Source organism: Kitasatospora sp. NPDC127035, assembly GCF_042726075.1.
Lineage (GTDB): Bacteria > Actinomycetota > Actinomycetes > Streptomycetales > Streptomycetaceae > Kitasatospora.
Genome location: NZ_JBHXDN010000082.1, coordinates 12,381 through 36,486, shown reverse-complemented (window position 1 = coordinate 36,486; position 24,106 = coordinate 12,381). Strand labels below are relative to the sequence as shown.

Genomic DNA, 24,106 nt, shown 5'->3' with positions numbered 1-24,106 from the left:
GGAAGCCGCGGCGCCCCGACGCCGGGAAACGTTCCGGGCCGCGGGGGTGGGACGGGTGGGGGCGCGGTCAGCGGGTGGCGGCGCCGAACCACGTGAGCAGCCGGGCGGTCAGCGCGTCCTGGTCCTCGCCGACCCAGGCCACGTGACCGTCCGGCCGCAGGAGGACCGCGGGCACGTCGAGCTCCTCGGCGGCGTCGACGACGTGGTCGACCCGATCCTCCCAGCCGTCCACCGAGAGCCCGCCGGTCGCGTCGAGGAGCAGGCCCCGGCCGCCGTGCATCAGCTCGTAGAGGCGGCCCCGCTTGAGCGTGACGTCCCGCATCCGCCGGCCGAGCAGTTCATGGCCCTCGCCGAAGTCGTAGCGGACGCCGACCGCCGTGATCATCTCGGTGACGTACCGGTTCACCTCCTCGAAGTCCATCAGCGTCGAGAGCAGCTCCCGCAGGGCGACCGCCCCGGGATCGGTCCCCATCAGCGTGATCTGCGCGCGGGTGTTGTCCAGCACGCGGGCCCCCACCGGGTGCCGTTCGGTGTGATAGCTGTCCAGCAACCCCTCCGGTGCCCGGCCGTCGACGGCGGCGGCCAGCTTCCAGCCCAGGTTGAACGCGTCCTGCACGCCGAGGTTCAGCCCCTGCCCGCCGGTCGGCGGGTGGATGTGGGCCGCGTCGCCGGCCAGCAGGACCCGGCCGAGCCGGTAGCGCTCGGCCTGCCGCGTGGCGTCGCCGAACCGGGACAGCCAGCGGGGCGAGTGCACGCCGAAGTCGGTGCCCGCGGCGGCCCGCAGCTGCCGCTTGAACTCGTCCAACGTCGTGGCGGTCGTGCGGTCCCCGGCCACGCCGTCGGCGGGCACGACGATGCGGTACACCCCCGCGTTCCCGTCCACGTCGGGCACGGCGCCGAAGCGCAGCTCGGTCCTGCGGACCTCCGCGACCACGGCCGCGATCGTCGCCGGGTCCTCGGTCGCCTCCATGTCGCCCAGCAGGGTCTCGACCCTGGAGGGCTCGCCGGGAAAGCCGACACCGATCCGCTTGCGCACCGTGCTGCGGCCGCCGTCGCACCCGACGAGGTAGCGGGAGCGCAGCCGCGTACCGTCCGCCGTCTCGGCGGTCACTCCGTCCTCGTCCTGGCTCAGCCCGACCAGCTCCCGGCCGCGCCGGATCTCCGCACCGAGTTCGAGCGCACGCTCCTCCAACAGCCGCTCGGTGACCGCCTGCGGAGTGGTGAGCCCGTACGGGTGCGCGGTGTCCAGCCCGTCCGGCCAGGGCTTGTGGATGCCGCCGAAGAAGCCGCCGACCCGGAACTTCTCGCCGGCCGCGAGGAACCGCTCCAACAGACCGCGCTGGTCCATCAGTTCGACGCTGCGCGTGTGCAGGCCGCGCCCGCGGGACCGCCTCGTCCGTTCGGTCGACCTCTCCAGCACGACCACGTGCACACCGTGCAGCCGCAGCTCGCAGGCCAGCATCAAGCCGGTCGGTCCGCCGCCGACCACGATCACGTCAATCATCACAACGCCCATTCAACGAGAGTGGATTCCGGCCGGCCCCGACGTGTGCCCCCGCGCTCCGGCGGGGGACGCCGGAGCGGCGCGACGAATCCGCGCGACGAGTCCCACCCGCGACGTCCCGCGCAGCACGCACGTCGACGAAGCGGGACGTAGGGGGCAAATCTGTCTTTTCCGGAATATCGGCCGTGGCCGACCATTGTGTTCCCCCACCGGGGCCTTGCCGCAAGCCCCCCGGTGCGCTATACGTTGGGAGTGGCGAGGAGTCGGTGTTCACCGACCCGGACCGGGTGACGGCCCACCGGAAGCCGGTGGCCTCGGCCCCGACCCGCCCCCGGGTCCCCGGGGCGACGCCGTGGACTTCCCTCCTGCTCGGCGCTCCGGCGGTACGGCCCCTCCCCCGGTTGCCCGCCACCGACGTTCCGGTCCGGGACGGCTGACGCTCTGTCAGGATGGAGAGCGCCCAGCACACCCGCGACCGTCCGGAGGGCCGCCGTGTTCCACAGTTCCGCCCACCCGGGGCGACCCGTCGATCCCACCTGGCCGGAGCTCCTGCGGTCGTTCGGCCGCCCCGCGGCCCTGCTCGACGCGCCCCGGCCCGGATGGCAGTGCCTGGTGGGCCAGGGGTCGACCGACGGGCTCCTCCAGCGACTCGACCTCGGCTACCACGAGGGGCGCACCCTGCTGGTGCAGGTCAGCACCCAGCGGCGCCTGCCGGCGCACGTCCGCGTGTTCCCGACGCTGGACCCCGAGGCCCTCCTGCGCGACTTCCTCGTCAACTCCTCGCCCGACGGACCGATCCCCCTGCCGTCCGGGCCCGTCCTCGGAGCGGGCCGGCTCGTCGTGGACGGCACGGCGATGGCGGCACGGCGGCTCACGTGGGGCGCCTACACGGCGACCCTCGCCGTGATCGGGGCCGCGGGAACCGACGCGAGCGGCGAGGAGCGCGGCGAGGAGAGCATCGCGGTCGTCAGTGGCACCGCCCTCCACCGGGAGGCCGTCCGGCTGACCCTCGACACCAGCGGCGTCCCCGCCTGAGGAGGAGCACCCCGCGGCCGGGCACGACGACGTGAGCGGGCGGGCGGCGCCGTGGAGGCGCCGCCCGCCCGGGGGGTCAGGCCAGCAGGTCGGACTGGAGGGTGACGACCTGGCGGAACGCCTCGGCCGGGACGCCCCCGGGGTTGGTCATGGTGACCACGCCCACGAGGTCGCCCGCGGAGAGGTAGGCCAGGCGGGCGGTGAGGGCCGTGCCGGCCGTGGTGGCCGGGGTCCCCCGGGTCTCGACGGCGACGCCGAAGACGGTGTCCCAGCCCTCCATGGGAGTGGTCCGGGAGCCGGGGTCCTTCTGGTCCCCGTCGCGGAGCTCGCGGTAGACGTCCCAGGCCGCGGCGGAGGAACCGAAGGCGAGCAGACGGATCTGCGTCCGGGTGCCGTCGGTCGCCGTCCATTCCCGGACGGTGGCGGCCCGGCAGGCGCTCTCCAGGAGAAGGGAACGCACCGCGGCCGGGTCCTTCTGCTCGGCGGCGACGGCGTCGCAGGTGACCCAGTCCGCGAGGGGGGCCGTGGCAGGCGGGGTGGAGGCGGTCGACGGGGGCGGAGCGGCGGACGTGGTGGGGCTCGCGGCGGCCGGGGTTCCGGTGGGGCCCCCGGTCGGGCTCCCGGTCGGAGGCGGGGTCGGGGTCGGGAAGACCACCGGGGCGAGCGAACCGCCGGCCTCCTGCGGGGCGGGGAGGAGGAGGTACCGCAGGTCGGCCGCGTGCCGGCTCTTGTTCTCCCGGGGAACGGGCTTGCCGGAGGGCAGCGGCGGGAGCACCAGGGCCGGGAAGGTGTAGCGGCCGTCGCTCTCGGTGGCCAGGCCCGGGAGGTCGGTGCGCTCGGGCGCGGTGACCGCCAGCGCGGAACCCGTGCCGGCCAGCGCGCAGACCACCACCGCCGCGCCCCACCGCAGCGCCGCCTTGCGCCGGCGGGTGCGGCGGGCCGCGAGCTCCTCGGCGCTCGGCGGTTCGACGGGGCCCGGGACCGTCGCACCGGGGGCGGTCCAGGGGTTCTCGCCGGGGCCGGGGCCGTCCCCGGCGTCGTCCCCGGGGGCGCGGTCGGACGCGGCCGGCACCGGGGGCGCCGGGGACGCCGGGGAGTCCGTGACCGCCTCAGGAGTGGCGGACGCCGTGACGTCGCCCTCTGCGGTACCGGGGCCCTCCGGGGCGGCGGGGCCCGTGGGGGCGGCCCCGGGGGCGGTACTGTCGTACGGCATGGTGCTGTCGGTCATGCGGACGCTCCCGGGGTGGCGAGACGGTCGAGCTGCTGGGAGAGGAAGGCGACGATCTTGTCCTTGGGCAGCGGCGCCACACCCTCGACGCTCATGACCACCAGGAGGTCGCCCTCGGCGGCCGAACACTCCAGGTAGTCGATCGGCGCGGACGGCGGGGCGGGCATCAGGTAGCAGTGCGCCTCGGGGTGGCCCGGGACGGCGGGGCCGGTGCGGAAGAGCCCGGTGTCACCGGTGAACACGGCCGTGTACTCGTTCATCCGCTGCACCTCCTGCTGGTTGAACTGGCGCAGCCTCATGCCGATGACCAGGCCGCCCTTCCGCTCGGCGTAGGTGCGGATACCGGTGGCCTTGACGTGCAGGCCCTCCCAGTACGCGCGGAGCTTCTCCTGCTGCTCCTTGGGCACCTGGAGGAGTTCGTCCAGTTCGGCGGAGAGCTGCGCGGCCGTCAGTTCGACGTCGTTGCCGTAGCCGCCCTCGTCCGGACCGAGCCCGTAGTCGGAGGGGACCGGCAGCAGCAGGTCGCGCAGCGAGCCGAAGTGGTTGCCGTTGGACTTCGCCCCGAAGGGCGTCGGGGTGGCGCCCGGGGTGGGCGGCGCGGGCGCCGGCGCGGCGGCGGCGACGGGCGCCGGGTCGTCGTACCGGACCTCGATGATGCCGACGCCGATGACCACGCCGACCAGGGCGGCGGCCACGGTCGCGCCGGTGGCGCGCAGGAGCCGGCGGGAGACCGACGGCAGCGCGAGCAGGTCGGACGGGACGGGCTCGGGAGACGGCGCGAGCGGCGGGGCGGGGGCGCGTTCGGCCGACGGTTCTCCGGCCGACGGCGCTCCGGCCGCGGGCGCGACGTGCGGCCCGGTGCTCGGGGAGCCGGTCACGGTGTCGTCACTCATCACGGTGTCGTCGCTCATACCAGCCGCTCCCACTGCTGCTTGGCGAGGTTCTTCACGAGCTCGGCGTCCACCGGCCGCAGCCCGAAGACCTTGACCTCCATCGCCACCGTGCCGCGCTGCGCGGCCGCGGTGCCCTGGTAGAACTTCTCGGTGGTCTCGGCCCAGAAGAAGGGCTCCTTCTCCACCCGGTAGCCGCCGTTGGCCTCGGCCGCGAACGGCTCCAGCCGGTAGCCCCTCACCCGGTTCCCGGCCTGGGCGGCGAAGTCGTCGGAGAACTGGATCAGCGAGACCCGGACCTTCAGGTCGCCCTGCTTCCAGTCGACCTCGACGGCGCGGCGGAAGCCCCGCTCGGCCAGGTCCCTGAAGGCGCCCGCGGACGGGCCGCTGCGCTCGGCGAGCTCGCCGATCGAGATCCAGCTGGGCGTGCCGGGGTAGTCGTCCCAGGCCGAGCTGCCGGCCGGCGCCGTGAGCAGCAGCTTCCGCAGGTCGCCGTCGATGGCGAGCGGTGCGGGCGCAGCCGCGGCGACGGCTGCGGGGTCGACCGCCTCGGCCGGGTAGGACGGCAGCGCCACCTGGATCGGCGGCAGCGGCGTCGGCGGCCGGCGCGCCTGGATCCCGTAGCCGACGGCCCCGCCGGCCACGGTGCCGAGCACCAGGCCGGAGACCAGCAGCAGGACCGGCCGGGGCCGGCGGGGCGCGCGGACGCGAGCGGCGGCGGGCGCGGGGAAGGCGGCCGGGTGCTCGGGGGCCGGGTGCCCGGCGGACGGGTCCTCGGGGGGCCGGAACTCGGCGGGCCGGTCCGGAGGGAGGGCGGCGGCGGGTGCCGGCGCCAGGGGTTCGGTGGTCACGCGGTGGCTCCTGGGAAAAGGAAGAGGCGGCGGAGAACGCGGGCGGCGGGAATCAGGCGGGACGCGGGCGGCACTCGGGCGGACTCAGCCGCCGGAGGTCAGCCAGGCGCGCTGGCGCCGCATCAGCTCGCTGAGCAGGGCCTTGTCCGGGGTGCCCTTCACGTCGACGTCGATCGTGTACTGCACGTCACCCTGGCTGGAGATCCCGGTCATCGAGCCGGTGTAGGCCTGCTGCTTGGGTGTGCGGACGTAGCCGCGGGCACCGGGGTCGCCGGTGATCTCCATCGGTTCCAGGCTCATGGTGTAGCCCTCGGCGAACTCCTTCGTGTCCCCGGCGGAGCCGAAGCGCAGCAGGGTGACGGTGACTTCGGCCTTGCCGTCCGCCGTGCGGTACGTCCGGGTCGCGGCGTCCTTGTAGCCGTACGCACGGAGGATCCGCATGATGGTGTCCCGGTTGTTGAACTCGTCCGCGACCTCCTCGTCCGTCAGCGCCATGCCGTCGGCCGGTCCGTAGGACTCGCCGCCCTCGGGGATCGGGAGCAGGAAGTAGCGCAGATCGCCCTCGTGCTTCCCGCCGTTGACGGTCCCTCTGACGGTGCTCGCCGGCTTGGGAGCCGCAGTGGGGGCGGGTGCCGCCGTGGGGGCGGGTGCCGCCGTGGGGGCGGGTGCCGCCGTGGACGCCGGGGCGGACACGGAGGGCGACGCGGTGCGCGGCGCCGAGGTGGCTGCGGCCGGGCCCGGACGTGCCGCGGTGCCGGCCGCGACGGCTGCCTCCGGGTCCGGCCTGCCGACGGCCACGGTGACGGCGGCGCTGGTCGCCGTCACGGCGATCAGGCCCGCGGCGGCCAGGGTCACCCCGAGGGCGCGCGGCAGCGTCCGCCGGGCGACCGGGGCAGGAGCAGGGGCAGGGGCAGGGTCGAAGGCGGCGGGGCCGGACGCGGCAGGATCGGGCAGGGCGGGATCGGACGACCCCGGGCCGGGCACGGCGGCGGGATCGAGCGCCCCCTGCTGCGCCTGGTCGGCGGCAGACGGCGAACTCTCGGGCGCGGACAAGGGACTCCCCCAGGAAGACAGCGGAATGTCGCGCGTCGGCGCCTCGCGGGCCGCCCCCGGCAGCGCACTTCAGGCCGCCCGTGACGCGTCTCAGCCGAAATTATGAGAGTCGGTCCAGTCCGGTGCCAACAAGATCAATCACCGCACTCCCACCCAATGATCAACCAATGGGACACGCCGTGACCGAACCGAAATGGACGGCGCCCGTCGCACGCCCCCGTCCGGCCCCCTCACCGCGGCACCCGACCGGTTCGGCGGGGCGTCCGTCCGGCGACACGCGGGGACTTCGGGACCTGCGGGACCTGCGGGACCTGCGGAACAGGACCGTTCCGGCGAGTGCGCGCACCCGGCCGGATCCGGGGCGTGCGGCCGGCGTGGGCCGCCGACCGCCGGACCCGTCAGCCGCGGGTCAGGACGAGGGACTGGACGGCTGGCAGCCTGCGCCAGTCGCCGGAGACGATGCTCGCGTGGGCGCGGGCGAGCTGTTCGGTCCGGGTGCGGGCCTGGTCGGCGGTGGGGTCGGTGGCGCTGATGGCCGGGGCGACCTTGTGGGCGTCGGTCATCGTCAGGAGGTAGTGGCGCGCGTCGTACCAGGAGGTGTCGATCCCGCCGGCGTAGGCGGCGGCGTCACCGTCGAACACCACGAACCACGGCCGGATCGACGTCTCCGCGTACTTGGTGCGCGGGTCGCCGGACGCGGCGCCGTGCACGGCGGGGAAGATCCGCGCCTCGCCGGTCCGGCCCGCCGCGGCCAGGTCGCGCAGGTGGCGGGCGTACTCGATGTCGGTGGGCAGGGTGTCGAAGGGGTTGCCCTCCTCGAAGGAGCCGGGGATCACGTACACCAGCACCCGCCCGGCGAGCGCCGCCCTGGTCGGCCAGTTACCCGCGCGCACCGCCTCGTCGGCGGTCGCGTACGAGCCGCCGCCGGGCTTGGCGAGCACGTCCGCCGGGCGCAGGACGGCGGCGCCCAGGTGAGCGGCGATCAGCGAGTCGAGGTGGGCGGGGCCCATGCCGCGGTTGCCGGCGAAACCCGCCTTGAGCTCCAGCTTGATGACGAGCGGGCCGGCACCGGGGTGGGCACCGAGCCAGACCCGGACGTCGTCCAGGCAGGTCTCCAGGTTCTTGTCACCCCCGCCGGTGTAGAGCTGGGCGGGGGTGCTCGCGCTGACGCAGTTGTTGGCGTTGCCGAGCGGGTTGGAGTGGCTGACCTTCCACTCCTTGGTGACGGTGTCCGTCCAGGCGTCCAGCTCGATCATGCCGGTGCCGGTGTCGAGTCCCTGGGCGAGGAAGCCGAACGCCGCCGGGTCGTAGGTGTTGTGCAGGCCGACGGTGGTGGCCGAGCCGAACGGGAGGTCGCCGGGACCGACCGCGGCCGTGACCGGCCGGACCGGCAGCAGGACGGCGGCCGCGACGAGCAGGCCGGTGAAGAAGGTGCCGGTGAGGGAGCGGCGGTCGGCCACGTGTCTGTCCCCTTGTCAGAGCGCGTCGGCGGACGCCCCGCCGCAGTGAGCATGACGCATCCGGCCGGCACCGAGGTGAAGGGGGCACGACACGTTCGTGAGGATTGCGCACCGTACCATCCGCGGCGGCGCGGATGGTGGGCGGGGGGCGCCAGTACGGCGGTGCGGCGGTGGGGCGGGAGGTCGGGTCCGGGTGCCGTCAGGGCTGCGCGGCGGGGAGGCCGGCGAGCTTGCCGCGGAGTTCGTCGGTGGACGGGTGGCCGATCTCCTCGGCGATCGTCAGGGCCTGCCTCCAGGTCTGCCGGGCCGCGTCCGGGTCTCCCGTGGCGAGGTGGGTGTCGCCGAGGTGGCCCAGGATCTCCGTCTCGCCGTAGCGGTCACCGAAGCCCCGGTCCAGTTCCAGGGCCCGGCGGTAGCAGTCGACGGCCTGGGCGTGGTCGCCGAGGTGGTGGTGCACGTGGCCGAGGCTGTCCCAGGCGCCCGCCTCGCCGTGCCGGTCGCCGATCTCCCGGTTGAGCCGCACCGCCTGGACGCAGTGGTCGAGGGCCGTGCGGTGGTCGCCGAGCATGATGTTCAGCCAGCCGACGTTGTTCAGGGCCCGGGCCTGGCCCCCCGCGTGACCCGTCTGCCGGTACAGGGCGAGCGCCTGCTCGACGTGGCCGAGCGCCTCCCGCTGCCGGTCCTGCTGGACGAGCACCCAGCCCAGACCGCGGTGGGTGTGCGCCTGGCCCGTACGGTCGTCGAGCAGCCGGTAGAGGTCGAGGGCGTGCCGGAAGTGGCCGTGGCCCTCGTCCGGTCGACCCATCTGGGTGTGCACGCTGCCGAGGCTGCGGTGGGCCCCCGCCTGCCGGGCCGGGTCGCCGAGCCGCCGGGCCGCCTCCAGCGCGGTCCGCTGGGTGGCCGCCCAGTCGTGCCAGTGTCCGCGGAAGTCGAAGAACGTCTCCAGGGCCCACGCCAGGTGCCAGGCGTGCGCGTCCAGACCGGCCGACACCGCGCGGTCGATCGCGCCGAGCAGCACGGCGTGCTCGGCCGTGAACCAGGTGAGGGCCGCGCCGTGGTCCGCCGGTTCCTCCGGGGTGACGCCGGGCCCGGCGGGCGCCGGGCTCACCCGGTCCCGGTGCGGATCCAGCCGCTCGGCGGCGAATCCGGCGGTGTGCACGTAGAAGTCCATCAGCCGCAGCAGCGCCCGGTCGTTGCCGTCCGGCTCCTGGCGTGCGCGTTCGGCCGCGTGGAGGCGGACCAGGTCGTGCAGCCGGTAGCGGCCGGGCGCGGGCTGCCGGACGAGGTGCGCGTTCTCCAGTTCCCGCAGCGCGGTCCGTACGGCGCCGGCCGGCCAGGCCGTCAGCGCCGCGACCGCGGCCGTCCCGATCTCCGGCCCCGGGGCCAGGCCGATCAGCCGGAACACCTCGGCCGCCCCGGCACCCAGGGCGCGGTAGGAGACGGTGAACGCCGCCCGCACGTCGGCCGTCAGGTCACCCGCGTCCAGGGCGTCCAGTCGCGCCGACTCGTCCCTGAGCTCCTCGGCCAGCACAGCCAGCGGGAAGCCGGGGTGCGCGGCCGCCCGGGCACCCACCACGCTGATCGCCAGCGGCAGGCCCGCGCAGTGCTCCAGCAGGGCGGTGACGGCCGCCGGTTCGGCCTCGGCGCGGGCCGGCCCCAGGTGGCGGAGCATCAACGCGCGGGCGTCCGGCGGGGCCAGCACGTCGAGGGTCAGCAGCCGGGCGCCGTGGGCGCTCGCCAGACCGGCCAGCCGACGGCGGCTGGTGACCAGCACCGCACAGGTGGCGCTGCCCGGCAGCAGCGCGGCGGCCTGCTCGGCGTCGGCGGCGTTGTCCAGCACGATCAGCATCCGCCGGCCCTGGACCAGGCTCCGGTACAGGCGCGCCTGTGCCTGCGCGGCCGCGGGCACGGCGTCGGAGGACACCCCCAGCGCGTCGAGGAAGGCGCGCACCGCCACGGTCGGCGCGAGTCGCTCCCCCGACGGGTCGAAGCCGCGCAGGTCCGCGTACAGCTGGCCGTCCGGGAAGCGGTCGAGGTTCCGGTGCGCCCAGTGCAGGGCCAGCCAGGTCTTCCCGATCCCGCCGCTGCCGCCGACCGCGCAGACCGCCACCGCGTCGCCGGGCGGGTGCGGCGCGGACAGCGCCCCGTCCAGCTCCGCGAGTTGCCGGTCGCGGCCGGTCAGCCAGGACGGACAGGCGGGGAGCTGGCGCGGCACGGGGACGGCGGGCGGGCCGGGGCGCGGGGCCGGCCTGGGGGCGGCCAACCCGGGGTCGTCGGTGAGGACCTGCCGGTGCAGCCGCATCAGCGCCGGGCCGGGATCGGCCCCCAGTTCCTCCGCGAGTCTGCGCCTCAGCCTCCGGTAGTGGGCCAGGGCGTCGGCGCTGCGGCCACTGCGGCACAGCGCGAGCATCAGCTGACCGGCCAGCCGCTCGTCCAGCGGGTGCTGTGCGGTGCGGGCGGTGAGCGCGGGCAGCACCTCGCCGTGCAGGCCGTTGCGGAGCGAGAGGTCGGTGCCGTCGAGTTCGGCCGAAAAGCGTTCCTGTTCCAGGCTGCGGCGCAGCTCGTGGAACCACGGGGTGTCGACGGTGGCGAACGCCTCCCCCCGCCACAGCTCCAGCGCCTGCCGCATCAGCTCCGCCGCCTGCTCGCCGTCCGACGCCCTGGCCCGCGCGGCGAGCAGACGGAAGCGGTGCAGGTCCACGGCGCCCGGTTCCACCTCCAGGACGTAGCCGCCGGCCTGCCGTCCGATCCGCACCTCGGTGCCCGCGCCGTCCAGCGCCCGGCGCAGCCGGGACAGGTAGCTGTACAGCGTGCCCATGGCCCGCTGCGGGGCCCGGCCCGCCCAGACTCGTTCGACGAGTTCGTCGGCGGGCACCGCCCGGTTGGCGTCCACGAGCAGCGCGGCCAGGACGCAGCGCTGGCGCAGGTGTCCCACGTCGGCGGGGCGGCCAGCGACGCGTGCCTCGATCGTGCCGAGTACCCCGAACTCCACCGTCATCCCGACCGCCCCCTCCGGCGGAACCCTAGCCCGGCGCCCCCGGCCCGTGCCGGGAACGCCCGGGTTCTCCGCCCGGCCCCGACGTTTTCCGCCGCGGGCGGGGCGCGGGGCGGAGTGACGGTGCGGCGGGTCGGGGTGACGGCGGCGGCCGTCGGTCGGGGACGCCCTGGATCGGGGCGCCCTGGATCGGGGTGCGAGGAGGAGAGTCGTGCGGGGAGGAGGTCGTGCGGGTCAGGCCGGGACGCAGTCCCGGATCTTGGCGGCGAGCCGGGCCACGTCGTCCAGCCGGTGGGTGAGGTCGGTCTGGACCTCGGCCGCCTCCTGCCAGGCGGCGCGCGCGTCGGCGACGTGGCCCGCCGCGTGGTGCGCGTCACCGAGGTGTTCGAGGTTCTGCGCCTCGTTCGAGCGGTGGCCGATGGTGCGGTTGATGACCAGGGCGCGCTCGTAGCAGTCGGCGGCCTCCGGGTACCGGCCCAGGCCCTGCAGGGCGAATCCGATGCTGTCCAGGGCGTTGGCCTCGCCCCGGTGGTCGCCCACCTCCCGGTGGTAGTCCAGCGCCCGGCGGCAGGTGTCGGCCGCCTCGGCGTAGCGGCCGAGCTGCGCGTAGTCCCAGCCCGCCGCGTTGAGGGCCCTGGCCCGGCAGATGCCGTCGCCGGCCGTGTCGAACAGGTCGAGGGCGAGCAGGTCGTGCCGCAGGGCCCGTTCCTGGTCCCCCCGGACCTCCCACAGGTATCCCAGGTGCAGTTCGGCATGCCCCTCGGCCTCCGGCCGCCCGAGGGCCCGGCAGAGCCGGACCGACTCCTCCAGGTGGGCGAGGGCCTCGTCGTGGCGGCCCAGTTCCATGGTGGCGCAGCCCAGTTCGCGGTGTGCGCGGGCCTGTTCGGCCCGGTCGCCGGCGGCCGTGGCGGCGTCGAGCGCCGCCTCGAACACGGCCAGCACGTCGTGCCACCGTGCTCCCCTGCCGAGGAACGTGCTCAGGGTGCTCGCGAGTTGCCAGGTGGGGGCACCCGGCCGGATGCCCGACCGGATGCCGCCGGCCTGCTGCACGAGCGTGCCCAGCACCGGGTACTCGGCGGCGAACCAGGCATGGGCGGCCCGCTCGTCGGCCGGCCGCCACGGGCCCGAGCCGGGCTGCGGCGGCGGCAGCGGCGGCGTGTCCTGGTGGACGTTCAGCAGGCTGTCGCAGGCGAGCGCGGTGTGGAGGTAGTGGTCGACCAGCCGGTCGAAGGCGCCGTCGCGGTCCGCGTCCCCCGCGACGAGTTCGAGGGCGTGGGCCCGGACCAGGTCGTGGAGGGTGTACCGGCCCGGGCGGTCCTCGGTCAGGAAGTGGGCGCGGGCGAGTTCGGCGACCACCGGACGGACGTCCGGAACCGGCTCGCCGACGAGCGCGGCGGCTGCGGCGAGGGAGACGTCCGGGCCGGGGTGCGCGCCGAGGAGGCGGAAGAGCCGTTGCGCGGACCCGCCGAACGTCCGGTAGGAGGACGTGAGGACGGCCCGGACGTCGGCGGTCGTGTCACCGTCGCCGGCGCCGAACGCGTCGAGGGTGTTGCGCACCCTGCCGAGGTCCTCGGCCAGCGCGGACAGGGCGAGTTCGGGCCGGTCGGCCGCCCGCGCGGCGAGGACACCGATCGCCAGGGGCATCCCTCCGCACAGCGCGAGCAGCCGGTCGGTGGCGGCCCGTTCGGCCTCCGGACGCGGGTGTCCGAGGTGGCTGCCGAACAGCCGGGCGGAGTCCTCACCGGACAGCGCGCCCAGCGTCAGCACGTGCGCTCCGTGCGCCACGACGAGGCCGGGCAGTCGACGGCGGCTCGTGACCAGGGCGGTGCAGCCGAGGCCGCCGGGCAGGAGGGGGAGGACCTGCTCGGTGTCGTGGGCGTTGTCCAGCACCACGAGGATCCGCTTCGCCGCCGTCAGGCTGCGGTAGAGGCCGGTCTGCCCGTGGAGGTCGGTCGGCACGGCGTGCGGGGCGACCCCGAGTGCTTCGAGGAAGCCGCGCAGGGCGGTCTGCGGCCGGATCGGGGGCTCGGAGGGATCGAAGCCCTTCAGGTTGACGAACAACTGGCCGTCGGGGAAGGAGTCCAGGTTGTCGTAGGCCCAGCGCAGAGCCAGCCAGGTCTTGCCCATCCCTCCCGCCCCGGTGACCGCCAGGACGGGGCGGGCGCCCTCGCCCCGACGCGGACCGAGCCGCTCCAGCTCCGCCTCCCGGGCCGTGAACCGGTCCGGCGGCAGGGGCAGTTGGCGCGGCACGACGAACCCCGGTTCGGCGGACGGCGGCGCGGCGGCCACCGGGGCCGACTCCGTCCTCGGCGCCTCCAGCGCGGGATCGGCGGCCAGAATGCGCAGGTGCAGACGGCGCAGCTCCGGACCGGGCTCGACGCCGAGTTGTTCCGCGAGCTCCCTCCGGGTGCGCTCGTAGTGCTCCAGTGCGTCCGCCTGGCGTCCGCTGCGGTACAGGGCGAGCATGAACCGGCCCGCCGGGCCCTCGTCGAGGGGGTGGCCCGTCACGAGTCGCTGCAGGTCGGCGAGCACCTCCGCGTGCTCGCCGCAGTCGAGTCTGAGGTCCATCAGGTCGGCCTCGGCGGTACGGTGCCGTTCGTCGAGTCGCGTCCGCAGTTCGTTCAGCCAGGGCGTGTCGATCCTGGGCAGCAGCGTGCCGCGTCTGAGCGCCACCGCCTGCTCCAACAGGAGCCTCGCGCGGGAGGGTTCGGCGGTCCGCGCCTCGCCCGTCCAGCGTGCGAAGCGGTACAGGTCGACCGCCAGGGGGTCCACGTCGACCGCGTACCCGCCGCCCCGGCGCTCGATCCTGGCCTCGTCGGACCCCTCCAGGGCCTGCCGGAGCCGGGAGAGGTAGCTGTAGAGGGTGCTCCGGCCACCACGGGGCGGGGCCTCGCCCCAGACCCGTTCGAGCAGCTGCTCCGCGGTCACGCAGGCGTCACGATCGGCCAACAGGGCTACCAGCACGCACTGCTGGCGCGGGTGCCCCAGGTCGACGGCCCTCCGGCCGATCAGCACCTCGACGCCCCCGAGCAAGCGGATCCGAACTGACATGTCGTCAATCTCCTTGCTTTCGAGCGGAATCAGGGCGGGGAGCGGGCCGCCCGTGGCAAGCGTAGCCATCGCCGCCGGAACGCGACATCGGCGCTGACCTGCGGGTTCAACACCCCTCGCAAGGTCCGGGCAAGTCCCGGCTGCGAGATTCGGATCTGCCGCACCGGCCGGGACCGCGGTCGCACCACCGTCCGGCGGCGCGCGTCGAGGCGCCGGACGACCGCCCCGCACACCACAGGAGGAAACCGTGCAGAACGGCCTTCACCGTCCAGGACGACAGGGGCGGCTGGGTGGCGGGAGCGGAGGCGGCCCGGACTCGTCCGGGGGTGGCGGGGGCGTGGGCGCCGACGGGGGCGGTGCCCACGGAGGAACGGGGCCCGGCGGGGGGACCGGTCCCCGCGGGGGTGGGGACGCCGGCGGTCACGGGGGTGCCGCCGGCGCCCCGCCCCTCGCGGCGGACGGAGCGTCCGGCGCGGCCCGAGGGGCGGGCCGTGGCCGCTGAAGCCGTCGAGTTCGGTACGGGCCTGCTCCGGACCACCGTGCGCCGGACCGTGCACGGCTACCGCTGGTCGCGCGCGCCGGGCCCGGACGCGCCGTCCCCCTTCGCGGCCGTCTCCCCCGGAACGGCCGCGCTGCTCGCCGGCCTGCCCGCGGTCCCCGGGACCGGCCGGGCCGCCGGAACCGGCTGGCTCCTCGGGGAGGAGGACGGCCGGGGGCACCGCCACTACTCCGCGCGGAGCCCGCTGAGCGCGGCCCGGCTCCTGCTGCCGGGCGACCGGAGGGCGGACGGCGCTCCGCCCACCGCCCTCGTGGACGCCGTCACCGGCCTGGGCGCGCTGCTGGCCCGTCTGCACCGCACACCGCTGCCGCCGGGGACCCCGCCGCCCGCCCCCTCCCGCGCCCTGCGCAGGCTGCACGCCTGGCTCACCGACGACTCGCCCGTTCCCGGCGCGGAACTGCTGCGCGACGCACTGGGCGCACGGCGCCACAACACCCTGGTCCGGGGGTGCTCGGCCGCCCTGGCCCCGGGCGACGACGGGGTGCTCTGCCACGGGGCACCCGGACTCGGTTCACTGCTGCCCGGCGGGCCGGGAGGCGCGGCCGCGGTGTTCATCGGCGAGGATCTCTGTCTGGCCCCGCCGACGACCGACCTGGGGTGGCTCGTGGGCGAGCTGATCGGGCTGCGGTGGTCGCTCGGCGCGGGTGCGCCGGAGGCCTGGCAGCGGCTCGTCGACGCGGCCGCCGCCGGGTACGGGGCGACGGCGGAGGTGTCCGACAGCTTCTGGCCCGCCCTGCGCGTCGCCGTCCGCGTCCACGACACCGTCGCGTACCGGCCCCGGCCGCCCGACGCCGTGATCCCCCGGTTCGCTCCGCTGCTCCGCGGCCTTCTCGACGCGTCCGGCCTCCGCACGTCCGACCGCTTCCCCGGACTGGACCCCGGCCCCGGTCGGGGTCGGGGTCCGCGCGGGCGGTGACGGGCCGCCGCAGGGGCCGACGGGGTCCCGGGCGGCGGCGGTCCGGACCCCGGCGCCCCGGGCCGCGCGGTGGCCGCGCGGCGGCGGACCGGGGCGACCCGGGCGCAGCGCGGGGCATCAGCAGGTGACGGGGACGTCCACGGTCGACGCGGGCGGCGGGGTGCCGAAGTCCGTCAGCGAGAAGGACGCCCGGACCGTCGACCCGCACGGGGCTTCGGCCTTCGGGCCACTGACGTAGCCGGTTCCGGCGCCGAGGTAGGTGGAGCCGCTGCGGGTCCCCAGCCCCGCTCCGTCGACGACGGCCAGGGAGACCGTGTAGAGGAAGCTCCGTCCGGGCCCGGGGATCAGCTGCGCGCTGCTCCCGTAGACACTGACCGAGGTGCCGTCGACCGTCACGCAGACGGAGTTCAGCCTGTTGATCATCATGACGGCGGGCCCGCAGCCGGACGTCACCGCGGCGGGGCCGGCGGCAGTCCCGGAGGCTTGACCGGCGGCCGTCGGGGCCGAAGCGCCGACAGAAGGAGTGGTGGCAGTGGCGGGGGCGGCCATCGCGGCGGCCGGCGGACCGGCGAGGGCGAGGGCAGTGGCGAGGACGAGGGCGGTTCGCTTCACGGGTTTCTCTCCTGAGGGTCGGCTAGGCATGCCGTGTGGGGCCGACACCCTTCGAACACAATGTGATATGTCACATCGCAACGTCGATACTGCCACGGAAACCGGCGCCGACCGCCCACATCGCCTCCCCTGCCGGAAAAACGGTCACCGGGCACCGCATGCGTGACCGAAAACCACCGGGTGCGACCGCGGGCGGGGTCGGAGCGCCGGCCCGGGGAACCTCCGCCCACCAGGACACGGAGCGAGAGATGGGTACTCCCCCGCATTGTTCTCCGCACGATTCCGGAGGTCCGCTGGATCATCGCCCCGGGCGTCGCACCGGCCACAGCGGTCACCGTGGCCACTGCGGTCGGCGCGGACACGAGTCAGGAGGTGGCGGGCTCACAGGCTCACGGGCTCACGGGCCTGCCGGGCCACCGACGGCATCGCACGCCCGGCACCGCCGTCCCGTCCCGACGCCCCACGACGCGCTCCACGACAACAAGGCCAGGTGAACGGCATGGACGACGCCCGCACGCCGGTGGGACCGGTGCGACGGCCCGCGATGTACCTGCGGTGCCAGCCCTACGACACCCGCGAGGCGGAGTACGTGCGCACCGCCATGGAGATGCTGGCCGTCCGGCTGGCCCTGCCGTTCCCGGACGTCTACGCCGACCACGGCCGCTCCGCCAGGGGCCCGCTGCCCGCCCTGGAGAAGCTGGTGACGGCGGCCGAGCAGGGCTGGGTGGACGTCGTCCTCGTCCCCGGGCCGTTCGTCTTCTCGCTCGACGACCGCACCGCCGCGGCGACCGTCGCACGGCTGGCCCGCGCGGGCTGCGAGGTCGTCGAGACACCGGGACGCGTCGTGCGCCCCGGACGCCGGACCCCCGGCGGCGTCCCGGCCGGCCTGCCGGGGTGACGTGCACCCGGGCCCACCCGACGCGCCCGACCGGGGCGGAGGCATCATAGGGGTCATGCCAGCCCAGACCGGATACGCCGAGCGCCACGCCCGCCCCGCGGCAGCACGGCGATGAGCCGGCCCCAGCCGCCGGCCGCCCACGGCTCCGGATTCGCCCTGGTGGGCCGCGACCACGAGCTCGCCCTCGCGTGCGACGCGCTGTCCCGCCCGCCGGCCGTGCTCGTCGTCGAGGGCGAGGCCGGCATCGGCAAGTCGCGACTGGTGGCCGAGGCCGTCGCGGCCCGGGCCGGGACGGGACGTGCCGTGCTCGGCGGACTCTGCCACCCGCTGCGCGAACCGCTGCCGTTCGGCCCCGTGGTGGACGCCCTGCGGGACGCCGCCGCCCTGCTGCCCCCGCCCGGCGACCTCCCGCCCAGCGCCGGGGCGCTGCGCTGGGTGCTGCCCGACCTGGCCCCGCACCTGCCCCCCGCACCGTCCGGCGGCGAGGGCCTGCTCTCCGGGCGCCATCTGCTGGTCCAGGGCCTGCGCGCGCTGCTCGGCGCACTCGACGACGCCGTCCTGGTGATCGAGGACCTGCACTGGGCCGACGACGCCACCCGCGACCTGCTGCTCCAGCTGGCCCGCGACATGCCGCCGCGGCTCTCCCTCGCGGTCACCTACCGCGCCGAGGACATGCCGCCCGACGCACCGGCCTTCGGCGCCGCCTACCGGCGCCCGCCCGGCGTGGCCGGTGCGCTGATCCGGCTGGGCCCCCTCACCGAGCCGGACGTCCACGAGCTCGCCCGCGCCGCGCTCGGCCCGCGCGCCACCCCCGACCTCGCCCGCGTGCTCTTCGACCGCAGTCAGGGCCTCCCCCTGACCGCCGAGGAGGACCTGCTCGCCATCGCCGAACGGCCCCGGGCCGAGAGCCGGGCCGAGACCCGGACCGGCAGCCGGCCGGGCGGGGCCGACCCGGCCGCCGACCTGGCCGCCCGGCTGGCCCGGCGCGAGGTGCCGCAGGGCCTGCGCGACGCCGTCACCGAACGGCTCGCCCGTCTCAGCGGCGCCGGCGACGCCGTCGTGGCCGCCGCCGCCGTCCTCGCCGTCCCCGCCGACGAGGACCTGCTGACCGCCGTCGCCGGCCTCGGCCCCGCCGACGGCGCGAACGGCCTGACGGAGGCCCTGCACGCGGCGGTCCTCCAGGAGAGCGCCCCCGACCGCTACGCCTTCCGCCACGTGCTGGCCCAGCAGGTCGCCTACCGGCGCGTCCCCGGGCCGCAGCGCCGGGTCCTGCACCGCCGGGCGGTCGAGGCCCTGGACACCCGGGCCCCCCGGCCGCTGGTCCAGATCGCCCACCACACGCTGGCCATGGGCGACCGCCCCGCCTGGCAGGACCTCGCGCAGGCCGCCGCCGACCAGGCCGTGGCCCTCGGCGACCCGGGCAGCGCCCGGGCGATGCTGCGCAGCCTCCTGGACGAGCCGGGGCTCGACCCGCAGCGGCGCGGGCGGGCCGCGCTGGCCCTGGCCCGGATCGCGGCCGACGACGTGGACCCTGCGGCCAGCATCCAGGTCCTGAGCGGCATGGTCGCCGATCCCCGGCTGCCGGTCGCGGACCGCGGCGAGATCCGTCTCGCCCTCGGTTTCCTCACCGCCGTCCACAGCGGCAACCGGGCCGGGTTCGACCGGATCCGGGAAGCCCTGGAGGAGTTGGAGGAACGCCCCAGCCGGGCCGCCCGGGCCATGGTCGCGATCGCCATGGACGAGCGCGACGGCGCCGGCCGGCACGCGGCGGACTGGCTGGCGCGGGCCGACGGCCTCCTGGCAACCAGTCCGGACGAGGACGTGGCCGCCGCGGTGCGGGCCACCTCGCTCACCTTCATGGCCCGGGACGGCGACCCGGCGGTGTGGGACCGGCTCGACGAACTGCCCCGGTCCTCCGAACGCCCCGAGGTCGTCCGGCAGACCACCCGGGCGCTCTACAACACGGGTGAGATCGGCATCGAGCTCGGCTACGACCGCCGGGCCGCACACCTGCTGGCCGAGAGCCGGCGACTGGCCCGGCAGGCGGCCATCCCGTACCTGGAGTGCTACAGCCGCCTCGCGCTGATCCGGCTGGACATGCTGGCCGGCCGCTGGCAGGAGCTGGAGCAGCGCTTCGACACCCTGGGCGCGGAGTTCGACGACCTGGCGATGGCCGGGGCCGAACGCTCCCTGCTGCTCGGACGGCTGGCCGCCGCCCGCGGCCGACTGGCCCTGGCGCGCGAGGAGTTCGAGATCGCCGGCCGGTACGGCCAGCGGGAGTCCCAGGTCACGGCCGCCCTGCGCGCCGCCGCCGGCCTCGCGGGCCTGCAACTGCTGGAGGGCGACGCCGTCGCCGCCGCCGCCACGGTCGGCCCCGCCCTCACCACCGCGCGTCAGGCCGATGCCTGGGCCCGGACCGCCGAACTGCTGCCGGTCGCCGTCGAGGCGCTCATCGCCACCGGCGGCCACGCCCGCGCCGCGGACGTCACCGAGGAGGCCGCGGACGCCCTCACCGGCCGGGCCGCGCCCGCCGTCTCGGCGGCCCTCGACCTCGCCCGGGGACTCCTGCTCAGCGCGAGCGGCGAGCCCGGCGCCGACGAGGCGTTCACCCGGGCCCGGAACCAGTGGCACGACATCGGCCGGCCGTACGAGGCGGCACGGGCCGACGAGCGGATCGCCGCCGCGCTCGCCCCCCACGACCGCGCCCGGGCTACCGAGCGGATCGCCGCCGCGGAACGCGTCTACCTCGACGTCGCGGCGACCTCCGACACCGCCCGCTGTCAGAAGCTCCGCCGGGACCTCGACCTCGGCAACACCGGCTCGCCGGGACGCCGCGGCTACGGCAAGCGCCTGTCACCGAGGGAGCGGCAGGTCGCGGAACTCCTCGCCCAGGGCGCCGTCAACCAGGACATCGCCCAGGCCCTGTTCCTCTCGCCCCGGACCGTCGAGCACCATGTGGCGAACGTGCTCCACAAGCTGGGAACGAGTCGCGCCGAGACGGCGCGGGCGCTCGCGAAGGCCGACGCGGACGGGATCGGGGGCGGCTCGGCGGACGGCGTGCAGGTCTGACCTGCGGCGCCCGAAGCACGTCGGGCACCTGCGGTCGGCGGGTGGGCGGCGGACGGGGCGGCGGACGGGGCGACGGGCGGTGCGGCCGGCGGGACGGCGCCTTCGCGGACGGCTCCCCCAGCGTTCACCCGCGTCGATAGGTAGTCCTCCGCATTGATCCGGCCCGGCCGGACCGGTTCCCTGGAGTGGCCGGAGAGAAGGACCGCCGCGCCCCCCACCAGGAAGGCTCCGACGACATGAGTGCACGTCACCGCTCGCTGAACCCGCCCACCGCGCCGCTGTGCGCCTCGGACCAGGTCCGCGCCACGGTGTGGATCTCGCCCTCCCCGCGCAAGGCCGCCAACCACCCGCTCGCCCTGGTGCGGCTGGCCAGGCTGAGCCGCGCCTGACCCGGGTGCCCCTCGTCGCCGACGGAGCGCCGGCGGAGCGCCGGTGACCGCGCGCGGCAGCCGGTGACGCGGTCTCCCGCCCCGCAGGCGCCGTGCGAGGCGGGCGACCGGGACCGGAGCCGCGGAAGGGCCCTGCCCGACCGGCCGGGCAGGGCCCTTCCCACCCGAGCGGGGTCAGCAGTTCGCCGGCACCGCGAGGGTGGCGATCGACGGCGGCCAGCCCCACTCGGTGGCCTCGATCGTGGCCTCGGCGGTCGAGCCGCAGGGGACGACACCGGAGATCGTGCCCACCTCGGTCGCACTGCGCCTGACGACCGGCGCCGGCTTCAGCGCGCCGAGCTGGAGACCGCCGACCACCGAGGCGGTGAAGCGGAAGGGGACGGCCCGCGGCGACCACGCGACGCTGCTCGGGGTGGCCGTTCCGGTGAACGTGACCTGGTCGCCGTAGACGACGGCGCAGAGCTCGTTGACCACGACGCCGCGGTAGCTGCTGACGCAGGTCCTCGTGACGACGGCGGACGCGGCCTCGTCGGAGGCCTGGGCGGTGGCCTGGGCGGCGCCGGCGACGGTCAGGAGGGTGCTGCCGGCAAGAATGGCGAGGAGCCGATTCATCGGGTGCTTCCCGTTCGTAGGTAGGAATGTCAGGTGGAAGTCAGGTGGAAGCCATGTGACATTTCACGCTTCACACCCCACATACTGCCATGGATTCAAGCGGAATATTTGATTCCAGCCTTCATTTCGAAGCCATTTTCTGATTTCAGCCTTTGTCTGTCCGAAACCCGCCGGTCGGGTGTCCCCGCATGGCGCCCCATGTCCGCCCGTGAACAGTTGGTTGCGACGGTTGCCCCCGCTTCCCGGCGGTGCGCAGGATGGGCAGGCCCGGCCAACGGGCTGACGGGAGGCGGTCGTTCGTCGTGTCAGGAAAACAGATCCATCTCGCCGTGTTCCTTCCCGGGATCGGGAACCCCACCGTCTGGTCCGACCCGCGCGCCGGCAGCCAGATCGACTTCGAGACCTTCCGCCACGTGGCGCGGACCGCCGAGCGGGGCAAGTTCGACTTCTTCTTCCTCGCCGAGGGCCTGCGCCTGCGCGAGCACAAGGGCGAGATCTACGAACTGGACGTCGCGGGCCGCCCGGAGTCGCTGACCGTCCTCAGCGCGCTGGCGGCCGTCACCTCCAGGATCGGACTGGCCGCCACCGTCAGCTCGACCTTCAACGAACCGTACGAGGTGGCACGGCGGCTGGCCGCGCTGGACCACCTCAGCGAGGGCCGCGCCGCCTGGAACGTGGTCACCAGCCGGGACGACTTCACCGGGGAGAACTTCCGCCGCGGGGGCTTCCTCCCGGAAGCCGACCGGTACACCAGGGCCGCCGAATTCCTCCAGTCCGCACGGGAGTTGTGGGACAGCTGGGCCGACGGCGACGTCCTCGCGGACGCGGCCGGAGGCCGGTTCGTCCGCCCCGGCGCCGGGTCCTTCACCCACCGGGGCACGCACTTCGACATCACCGGGCGGTTCAACACGCCCCGCCCGCCCCAGGGCCACCCCGTGGTCATCCAGGCCGGCGAGTCCCCCCAGGGAAGGGAGTTCGCCGCCGCCGCGGCCGACGTGGTCTTCAGCCGGTACGCCGGACTCGCCGAGGCCCAGGAGTTCTACCGCGACGTCAAGGGACGGCTGGCGGGCCACGGCCGCGCACCGGAGCAGCTGAAGATCCTGCCCGCCGTCTCGTACGTCCTCGGCGACACCGCCGAGGAGGCCCGGGAGCGGGCCACCGAGATCCGCCGGGCCCAGATCGGCCCCGGGACGGCGATCGCCCACCTGGAAGGCGTCTGGGGACGCGACCTCTCCGGCTACGACCCGGACGGCCCGCTCCCGGACATCGACCCCGACCCCGACAGCCTGCTGTTCAAGGGCCACGCCCTGTTCCGGATCGACCGGGCCGCGACCGCCCGCCAGTGGCGCACGCTGGCCCGGGAACGAAACCTGAGCATCCGGGAGCTCGTCACCGAGGTCACCGGCCGGCAGACGTTCATCGGCACGCCCCGCGAAGTCGCCGACGCCATGGACGCGTTCGTGCAGAGCGACGGTTCGGACGGCTTCGTCATCACCCCGCACCTCACCCCGGGCGGGCTAGACGAGCTCGTCGACCGGGTCGTACCGCTGCTCCAGGAGAAGGGCGTGTACCGCACCGACTACTCCGGCAGCACGCTCCGCGAACACCTCGGGCTGCCGGAGGCCCGCCGAACGGCGCAGGAGGCCACCGCATGAGCCCCACCGAGTCGCACCGGCCGCCGCTGCACCTCGCCGTCGCGCTCGACGGCGCCGGCTGGCACCCCGCCGCCTGGCGCGCCGAGGACGCCCGCCCCGGCGAGCTGTTCACGGCCGGGTACTGGGCCGACCTCGTCGCGGAGGCCGAACGCGGCCTGCTCGACCTGGTGACCTTCGAGGACACCCTCGCGCTCCAGTCCGCCGACCCCACCACCCCGGACGACCGCACCGACCAGGTCCGCGGCCGCCTCGACGCCGTCCTCGTCGCCTCCCGGGTGGCACCGCTCAGCTCGCGGATCGGACTGGTGCCGACCACCAACGTCACCCACACCGAGCCGTTCCACCTCTCCACCGCCCTCGCCACCCTCGACTTCACCAGCCAGGGCCGGGCCGGCTGGCGCCCGCAGCTCTCCTCCCGCGCCGACGACGCCGCCCACTTCGGGCGCCGCACCACACCGCGACTCACCCACGACGACGTCCAGGACTCCGACGCGATCTCCAAGCGTCTCGCGCCCCTCTTCGACGAGGCCGCCGACGTGGTGGAGGTCGTACGACGGCTCTGGGACAGCTGGGAGGACGACGCGGAGATCCGCTCCACCGCCACCGGCCGGTTCCTCGACCGCGACCGCCTCCACCCGATCGACTTCCACGGCGAGCACTTCGCCGTCCGCGGCCCGTCCATCACCCCGCGCCCACCGCAGGGACAGCCGCCGGTCGCCGTCCTCGCGCACGCCCGGATCCCGTACGAACTCGCGGCCAAGGGCGCCGACCTGGTCTTCGTCACCCCGCACTCCCCGGCCGGCACCGCGGCGATCCTGGCCGAGGTCGCCACCGCCGGCGCAGCGGTCGGCCGGTCCCCCGACCGGCCCCTCAAGGTCTTCGCGGACCTGCTGGTGTTCCTCGACGACCGGCCCGGCGAGGCCGCCCGTCAACGGGACCGGCTCGACGAGCTGAACGGCGAACCGCTGCGCTCCGACGCGGAGATCTTCACCGGGACGCCCGCGGAGCTCGCCGACCTCCTCCTCGACCGGCGGACGGCCGGGCTCGACGGGTTCCGGCTGCGCCCCGGCCGGCTGCCGCACGACCTCGTGGCGGTCGCCCGCGGGCTCGTCCCCGAGCTCCAGCGGCGCGGTGCCTTCCGGACGGCGTACACGGCACGGACCCTGCGCGGCCACCTCGGCCTCCCCCGGCCCGCCAGTCGCTACACGGCCGACCGGGCGGGCTGACCTGACAGGGCGTCCGGACGGGCCGACCGGACGGCCCGGCAGCCCCCTGCCGGTCGGGCGGCCGCCGTCTCCGGCCGGTCCGACCGGCAGGGTCAGGCACGTC

At 75.7% G+C, this 24,106-nt stretch carries 17 protein-coding genes; 7 read left to right on the top strand and 10 right to left on the bottom strand.

The features are described from left to right. Positions 1 to 67 precede the first annotated feature (67 nt). Positions 68 to 1,504, bottom strand: coding sequence for a rifampin monooxygenase (gene rox / locus ACFWIC_RS35735; RefSeq protein WP_380521121.1), 1,437 nt, complete (start codon positions 1,502 to 1,504; stop codon positions 68 to 70). Positions 1,505 to 1,996: 492 nt separating this feature from the next. Between rox and ACFWIC_RS35730 the strand changes: the two genes are divergently transcribed. Then, complete coding sequence (locus ACFWIC_RS35730; RefSeq protein WP_380521112.1) at positions 1,997 to 2,539, top strand: hypothetical protein; 543 nt, start codon at positions 1,997 to 1,999, stop codon at positions 2,537 to 2,539. Positions 2,540 to 2,615: 76 nt separating this feature from the next. Here the strand turns inward: ACFWIC_RS35730 and ACFWIC_RS35725 are convergent, their stop codons facing one another. The 7 genes from ACFWIC_RS35725 to ACFWIC_RS35695 all read right to left on the bottom strand — a co-directional run bounded on the left by ACFWIC_RS35725 (position 2,616) and on the right by ACFWIC_RS35695 (position 14,067). Next, complete coding sequence (locus tag ACFWIC_RS35725; RefSeq protein ID WP_380521110.1) at positions 2,616 to 3,767, bottom strand: hypothetical protein; 1,152 nt, start codon at positions 3,765 to 3,767, stop codon at positions 2,616 to 2,618. Continuing rightward, complete coding sequence (locus tag ACFWIC_RS35720) at positions 3,764 to 4,678, bottom strand: hypothetical protein (RefSeq protein WP_380521108.1); 915 nt, start codon at positions 4,676 to 4,678, stop codon at positions 3,764 to 3,766. Before ACFWIC_RS35720 ends, ACFWIC_RS35725 begins: the two co-directional genes overlap by 4 nt. Beyond that, complete coding sequence (locus ACFWIC_RS35715; RefSeq protein ID WP_380521106.1) at positions 4,675 to 5,508, bottom strand: hypothetical protein; 834 nt, start codon at positions 5,506 to 5,508, stop codon at positions 4,675 to 4,677. Before ACFWIC_RS35715 ends, ACFWIC_RS35720 begins: the two co-directional genes overlap by 4 nt. Positions 5,509 to 5,592: 84 nt before the next feature. Beyond that, entirely contained in the window at positions 5,593 to 6,561 is a 969-nt protein-coding gene (locus ACFWIC_RS35710; RefSeq protein ID WP_380521104.1) for a hypothetical protein, read from the bottom strand. 398 nt (positions 6,562 to 6,959) lie between these two features. Then, on the bottom strand, positions 6,960 to 8,021 hold the full coding sequence (locus ACFWIC_RS35705; protein WP_329950206.1) for a phosphatidylinositol-specific phospholipase C domain-containing protein: 1,062 nt from the start codon (positions 8,019 to 8,021) through the stop codon (positions 6,960 to 6,962). A gap of 199 nt (positions 8,022 to 8,220) precedes the next feature. Beyond that, the gene (locus ACFWIC_RS35700) at positions 8,221 to 11,019 is read right to left on the bottom strand and encodes a BTAD domain-containing putative transcriptional regulator (protein ID WP_380521102.1); all 2,799 of its coding nucleotides are present in this window, start codon (positions 11,017 to 11,019) and stop codon (positions 8,221 to 8,223) included. A 231-nt stretch (positions 11,020 to 11,250) separates the two neighbouring features. Continuing rightward, positions 11,251 to 14,067, bottom strand: coding sequence for a BTAD domain-containing putative transcriptional regulator (locus ACFWIC_RS35695; RefSeq protein WP_380521101.1), 2,817 nt, complete (start codon positions 14,065 to 14,067; stop codon positions 11,251 to 11,253). A 491-nt stretch (positions 14,068 to 14,558) separates the two neighbouring features. On the opposite strand from ACFWIC_RS35695, the gene ACFWIC_RS35690 reads away from it, so the two are divergent. Beyond that, positions 14,559 to 15,542, top strand: a complete 984-nt coding sequence (locus tag ACFWIC_RS35690; protein ID WP_380521099.1) for a phosphotransferase — start codon at positions 14,559 to 14,561, stop codon at positions 15,540 to 15,542. A 117-nt stretch (positions 15,543 to 15,659) separates the two neighbouring features. Here ACFWIC_RS35690 and ACFWIC_RS35685 read toward each other — a convergent pair whose 3' ends face one another. After that, positions 15,660 to 16,154 carry a hypothetical protein gene (locus tag ACFWIC_RS35685; RefSeq protein ID WP_380521097.1) on the bottom strand — a complete coding sequence of 165 codons (495 nt, stop codon included), beginning with the start codon at positions 16,152 to 16,154 and terminating at the stop codon, positions 15,660 to 15,662. Between the two features lie 499 nt (positions 16,155 to 16,653). Here ACFWIC_RS35685 and ACFWIC_RS35680 point away from each other — a divergent pair, with 499 nt between their 5' ends. From ACFWIC_RS35680 to ACFWIC_RS35670, 3 genes are all read left to right on the top strand, one after another. Next, positions 16,654 to 17,052, top strand: coding sequence for a hypothetical protein (locus tag ACFWIC_RS35680; protein ID WP_329950201.1), 399 nt, complete (start codon positions 16,654 to 16,656; stop codon positions 17,050 to 17,052). A gap of 111 nt (positions 17,053 to 17,163) precedes the next feature. Next, on the top strand, positions 17,164 to 20,121 hold the full coding sequence (locus ACFWIC_RS35675) for an AAA family ATPase (protein ID WP_380521095.1): 2,958 nt from the start codon (positions 17,164 to 17,166) through the stop codon (positions 20,119 to 20,121). A gap of 236 nt (positions 20,122 to 20,357) precedes the next feature. Next, positions 20,358 to 20,510 carry a hypothetical protein gene (locus ACFWIC_RS35670; protein ID WP_329878077.1) on the top strand — a complete coding sequence of 51 codons (153 nt, stop codon included), beginning with the start codon at positions 20,358 to 20,360 and terminating at the stop codon, positions 20,508 to 20,510. Between the two features lie 174 nt (positions 20,511 to 20,684). On the opposite strand, the gene ACFWIC_RS35665 is transcribed toward ACFWIC_RS35670, so the two are convergent. Then, the gene (locus tag ACFWIC_RS35665; RefSeq protein ID WP_329950199.1) at positions 20,685 to 21,122 is read right to left on the bottom strand and encodes a hypothetical protein; all 438 of its coding nucleotides are present in this window, start codon (positions 21,120 to 21,122) and stop codon (positions 20,685 to 20,687) included. 302 nt (positions 21,123 to 21,424) lie between these two features. On the opposite strand from ACFWIC_RS35665, the gene ACFWIC_RS35660 reads away from it, so the two are divergent. Both ACFWIC_RS35660 and ACFWIC_RS35655 read left to right on the top strand, forming a co-directional pair. Then, on the top strand, positions 21,425 to 22,777 hold the full coding sequence (locus ACFWIC_RS35660; protein WP_380521093.1) for an NtaA/DmoA family FMN-dependent monooxygenase: 1,353 nt from the start codon (positions 21,425 to 21,427) through the stop codon (positions 22,775 to 22,777). After that, positions 22,774 to 24,003, top strand: coding sequence for an LLM class flavin-dependent oxidoreductase (locus ACFWIC_RS35655; protein WP_380521092.1), 1,230 nt, complete (start codon positions 22,774 to 22,776; stop codon positions 24,001 to 24,003). The genes ACFWIC_RS35660 and ACFWIC_RS35655 overlap by 4 nt, the downstream gene beginning before the upstream one ends. Positions 24,004 to 24,106 lie beyond the last annotated feature (103 nt).